General features: G+C 68.9%; 3 protein-coding genes. All 3 read right to left on the reverse strand.

The features are described from left to right. Positions 1–2203: lipid II flippase MurJ (locus tag ACLP4W_RS26770; RefSeq protein WP_442390400.1), on the reverse strand; the 2203-nt coding region annotated here is incomplete at its 3' end. After that, positions 2200–4590: a hypothetical protein gene (locus ACLP4W_RS26775; protein WP_442390401.1), complete on the reverse strand. Its 2391-nt coding sequence runs from the start codon at positions 4588–4590 to the stop codon at positions 2200–2202. The genes ACLP4W_RS26770 and ACLP4W_RS26775, both read right to left, overlap by 4 nt. Further along, entirely contained in the window at positions 4587–5318 is a 732-nt protein-coding gene (locus ACLP4W_RS26780; protein ID WP_442390402.1) for an NUDIX hydrolase, read from the reverse strand. The genes ACLP4W_RS26775 and ACLP4W_RS26780 overlap by 4 nt, the downstream gene beginning before the upstream one ends. Between the last annotated feature and the right edge of the window lie 336 nt (positions 5319–5654).

The following is a 5654-nucleotide window of genomic DNA, read 5'->3' on the forward strand; positions in this document are numbered from 1 at the left end:
GCAGCCGGTACCGGCCACCTGCGATGCGGGCGCCGGGAACCAAGTGGATATCGTCCTGCGACGCCGCCGATTCTGCGCCGCGCTCGCGGGGTGCGTCGAACGGAATCGGCCCCCGCGGTTTGGCCGCGAAGTCCCCGTTCGCCTTGTCGGGAGGGCGCGGCGTGGATGCCTCGGGCTTGGGGCCCGCCGGAATATCGGGCTGGAAGTCGTCAGCGACCGGTCGCGGTAGGTCGGCGCCTGACGCAGCGCTCTCCAATGGGCGGTCGGTCACCTCCGGTCCTTTCGCTATCCGGGCTATCGGTGGCTGCTCCGGAGGCGTGCGCCGGATCGGTTCCTGGACCGCATTTGCCCCCGGCTGGGACGAATTCCTCTGCTCAGAGTACGTGACGGGGCCCCGCTGAGACGATCGATCCGGCACAGTCGCTTTGCGAGGGCCCGGCGCCCCGCTCTGGCCCCCGCGGCCGCCCGGAATTCGACGCCTGACGGCGGCCAGCGCTGCCTGCGCCTCGGGAACCCGCGCGCTGAGCATGACCGTGGCCAGGATGGGCAGCATGATGGTTGCCAGCAGGAACAGGCGCAGCAGCGAACCCGCGCCGCCGTGCGCCGTCAGCTCGCCCAGCCCCAGCAGCCGGTCGGCCACATAAGCCACCACACCGGCCAGCATCGACGCGACGATCGTCACCAGGATTGTCCGCACCTCACCGACACCGATCAGCTGGCCACCGGCGGGTAGCAGGGCGTGTCGCAACAGGTAGTAACCGACGATCGCGCCGGCCAGAAATCCGATGCCGTTGGCGAGCCCGAGAAAACCGGCCACCAGCTTGGGGTCGCTGGTGGCGTGTGGCGCCAGCACGGAGCCGACGACCTTGACGGCCGTGATGACGAGGATGATCACGATCGGCGTCCAGGGCTGCTGTCGCGCGTAGAAGACGCGTAGCTGCAAGAGCACCAGCCCATAAGGGATCAACGTGAACGCCGACAACGCGATCGCGGCGCCCAGATACCCGGCATCGACCCCCCCGAAATGACCGTAGGCGAACAGCGCGCTGCCCATTGCCGGGCCGGCGACGGTCATGAACGCCACTATCGGGATCAGCGTGATCAGCGTCAGTCGAGTGGCCAGCGACAGGTCGGCGAGCACGGCCCGGGTGTCGTCGGCGGCGGCGTTGCGACTCAGCCGAGGCATCACCACGGTCAGCACGGTCACCCCGATCATGCCGAACGGGAGCATGAGGACCAGCCAGGTGTAGTTGTAGATCGCGGGGCCGGAGGCCGCTGCCGTGCTGGCGATCCGGTTGCCGACCACCAGGCCTAGCTGGCTGATCACCACGTAGAGCATCATCGCGGCGGCCATCGTGCCGAAGTGCTTGAGCCGCTGATCGATTCCCCACAGCGGGCGCAGGCTGACGTGCTGGCGCCGCAGCGCTACCAGCAGCACCGCGACCTGCGCGAACACCCCCAAGTTGGTGCCGATCCCAAGCACCAGCAGCTTGGTGTTGCCCATCTCGACAGGATTGACCGACAGCTCGCCGGGGACGGCCAGATACACCCCCAGGGTCGTGATCGCGATGACATTGTTGACGACCGGCGCCCACGCCGTCGGCCCGAACACGTTGCGCGTGTTCAGGATCGCCATGAAGACCGATGTCAAGCCGTAGGCGAGCACCTGGGGCAGCAGCAGGTAGGCGAACGCGGTGGTCAGGGGCTCGTTGACCTGCGGATGCCGGCCCAGCATCAGCCGCACCAGCAGCGGCGCGGCAAGCACCGACAGCGTCGTGGCAACCAACAGCAGCGCGGTCACCAAAGTGACCAGGCGCCGCACAAACGCGGCGCCACCGTCGGGGTCGCTTTGCTCGGCACGGGTCAACACGGGCACGAAGATCGCGGTGAATGTCGCCTCCAGCACGAGCGCTGCGATCAGGGTTGGCAGCTGGTTGGCCACCGAGAAAGAGCTGGCCAGTGCGGCGCCCAAGATGGCGGCCAGCAGCACGATCTTGGCGAAGCCGGTGATCCGGCTGACGAGCGTCGCGAATGCCATTGCCCACGACCGCGATACCAGCGCGGCGTCGGACAGTTCGGGTCGTCGCCGAACGAGTTGCGGCACGGGAGGCAAGGGCCCAGTCGGCGGCGAGGCCGGGTCTCGTGGTGGTCGTTGTCGCTGCGGCGGTGACTGAGGGTGGGGCCGCCGGTAGGCGGGGTTCATACCCGGTGCTCGTGCTCGACCCGCTGGTCGATTTCGTCCCGCAATTGGGCGTGTTTGGCGCCGGGCGGGTCCGGGCGGTCCAGGTCGGCGCGATCGGGCTGACCGCGGAAACGGTGCCAAAGCCGCCGTCCGGCCAACAGCACCAGCACCGCTGCGGCACTGAGCGTGATTGCGAAGAGCACCTTGCCGTAGGCGTTGGAATGCACCGATAAGCGCACCGGCTCGCCGAGTCGCATGCCGTCCGGGGTTCGCAGTGTGACGTCGACAGCGACCCGCTGGGTGAAGTTCACTTCGATCGGCACCCGCAGCGGCAGGTATCCCGGAGGTAATTCGATCTGGCCGACGTCCGTGACGGTCATGCCGGGTGGAGCGTCGACCTGCAACCGCACCCGGATGGGAACAGCGAGGCCGTTGTGCAGTGCCAGCGGGAGGGGGCTGTGCTCGGTGGCCAGGGTGTAGGAGCCGCCCGGGTTGACGATCGTGACCGCGCCGAACAAGTCGTTGATCGTCTTGCCGACCACCGCCAGCCGCTGTTGAGCCAATCCATTGCGGGTATCGGGCGGCTCCGATTGACTCAATGCGCGCAGCATGTCCTCGCGCAGCGGCGCGGTGTACTGAACGCCGGTCAACCCGCTGCGCTCGTCGGTCGTCAACGCTGAGGTCAGGCCCCACAGGCGCCCAACTTGGCCGGCGATGTCGGCGGTGACGTTGTCGTTGAATCGGCCCCGCCGGGAGCCGTTGGAGCCCGCCTGCTCCGCCGGCTCGCTGCGGGCCGCGGCTTCAGCGATTACCGCGGGTAGTGGTCGCGGCACCGCCAGACCCGAGCGGATGGCGGTGGAAAGCGCGGTCAAAATGACCTGCGCGTCGTCGGTCTGCAGGTTCCACGTCGCCGGCGGGACCAGGAGCTGGGTGCGCGGCGCGGCATCGCGCTGCAAGGCGTGCCAGAAGATCGACCCCAAGGCGTCCTGGCGTCGAGCGGTCTCTGAGTCATGTGCGAGCCGAACCGTCAGCGAGGGGTCCAGGTAGGTCGGGATGACCGGGTCCGTCCCCGCCCCGGCCAGTGCGGCACCGACGGCCGGGTCGAACGGCGCGGCCACCACCTGCGGGGACAACCGCTTGGGCGCGGTGTCGACGCTGGTGGGAGTGTCGCTCGCCGAATCTTGGGCGGACAAGTCAGCGGCGGCAATTGCGACCGTGCTGTCGTTGGCGTTGAGCAGGTCCACCGCCCGACTGGTCAACGAGCCGTCGGGCAGCAGCGTGGCCCCGCGGGTGGAGGCAACGTCCAAGATGCGGTCGACGATGCCGCCAACGCTGTTGGTGGCGGCCGCGCTCAGCCCCGGATCATTGACGCGTTGCAAGGCGTCCAGATCGGCCTGCGCGTAGGGCAGCGGCACCACGCAGGACCGGTGGGCCAGCGCACGTAGCCGGTTCAGCCATTCGGCCGCGGCGGCCTGACCCGTGCCCGGGTGCGTCGGGGTGCCGGGTTGTTGGGCGGGGCCGTCGGGCGAATTAGAAACCACATAGCCGCCAGTCATCGCGTTGACGGTAACCAGCAGATCGGGGTCGAGGGCCAAACAAAGCGCGTGGCTGACGGCGGCGTCCGGGTCGACGTCGTGGCTGGTGGCGACCTCCGCCGCCGACAGCAGGATGTCCAGTCGGCCGCCGGCGGCCAGTGAGGTGGCCAGGTCGTCGTCGACCAGCCGGACCGGAATCGTGCCGCCAGGTACGCCGGGGGACAGCCGCGGCCGGTCGGCCAGCGGCCACAGCATCGTGATCCACAAGGGCTTGGAGGTGTCGGGTGCGACGGGGGAGTCCAGGTCATCGGCATGATCGGGTGGCACGCCGACGACGGGCAGCAGGAACCGTGCGTTGTCGAGCCGGGCCGGGGCGCCGTAGTCCGGTGTCCCGTTCACGTTGACCAGCACGGGGTAGATCCCGGGCTTGTCGATACCCAAAGACGGGTTGGTCAACGAGCGCAGCGGGGCCGACAGCGTGAATCCGGCTTCCTGCCCGCGTTGCAGCTCGGGGGCCACCGTGAGGAAGTCCGCGGCCGGCTGGTACTGGTCGGTGCCACCGTCCAGGGAGGTGCGCAAGCCCGCCGACGCGGTGACCGCTCCGGCGTGCTCCAGCCGGACCATCACGTCGTGGACTGGGCGGTCACCGATGTTGGTCACCATTCCGCTGACGGTGACGACGGGTTGACTCGTTGTGGTGACCACGTCCGGGGTCACCTGATCGATACGGACGCGGACAAACGGCGTCGCTCCGGGCTCGCCCGCAGCCGCGCGCGGCACGGCGGCTCCGGTGAGCACCGCAAAACCGGCAACGACGCAGACCACTGCGGTAAGGCGCAACAAGCCGGCCCAGCAGAGTTGCGGCACGGTCACGGTCCTGGCCCGTGACCGTTCTTCCGGCCCGTGGGCTTGTCGGCATGCCGCGTCCGCGAATGCGTTTGCGGACGCCGCCGAGGCGAGCTGGGCGGCAACGGCGGAAGCGCGGCCGGCCCGTCGCTTTGCAGCTTGTCGATCAGCTCGTCGGCCACCTCGGCCAGACGGCGTTCGTCGGCATAGGCCAGCCGGGACGGCAATTCGTGTATCGGCACCCAAGCCACTTCGGCGACTTCGAGGTCCTCGTCGCACAGCTCACCGCCGGAGAAGCGCATCAAATAATGGTGCACGGTCTTGTGCACCCGACGGCCATCGGTAACGAACCAGTAATCGATGCGTCCCAGCGCCGCCAGCACGCTGCCGCGAATCCCGGTCTCCTCGGCGACCTCACGGATGGCCGTCTGCTCAGCGGTCTCACCGAGCTCGATGTGGCCCTTGGGCAGCGACCAGAGCATCCGTCCACGGCGGTCGACGCGACCGATCAGGGCCGCGACCTGCGCATCGCGCGGTCCGTCGAGGCCGTCGATGACGAGCCCGCCCGCGGACGTTTCATGCACCGTGCGCAGCCGTTCCGGCACGCGGCGAGCCGAGCGCGATCGGCGCGGTTTGGTCGCTGTTGAATCGCCGGTCGCTTGGCCGTCCTTATGATTCTCGGCCGCGCCGGCAGCGCCACGATTCCGGCGCCGTCCGCGGCGCCGACGTGGTTTGGCTTGTTCGCCGTCCGACACCCAAGCGATAGTAGCTGGCACGGGTCGGTCTCCAGGACATACTCGCCGCTAGCGCAGTGCGCGACGGCGCTCCGCGCTTATCGCCGGACGGACCCGCACCGGAAGTCTGATCGTCCGACCCCTCCTGCGGGCCGTGAGCCCGCATCGGGAGTCTGATCGTCCGACTCCTCCTGCGGGCCGTCCCGGCCCGCCATCGTCGCCGAACCTGTCCGACTAATGGGAGTCGATCAGCGTGGCGTTGACGGCTTGGGGTTGGGGGGCGAGACGCTGGTCATCGAGCCGCTGGCCGGTGAGCACTTCGTCCGACTGGAATGTGATTCCTAAGGCTAGATCGTG

Origin of the sequence: Mycobacterium sp., assembly GCF_052145595.1 — a bacterium.
GTDB lineage: Bacteria > Actinomycetota > Actinomycetes > Mycobacteriales > Mycobacteriaceae > Mycobacterium.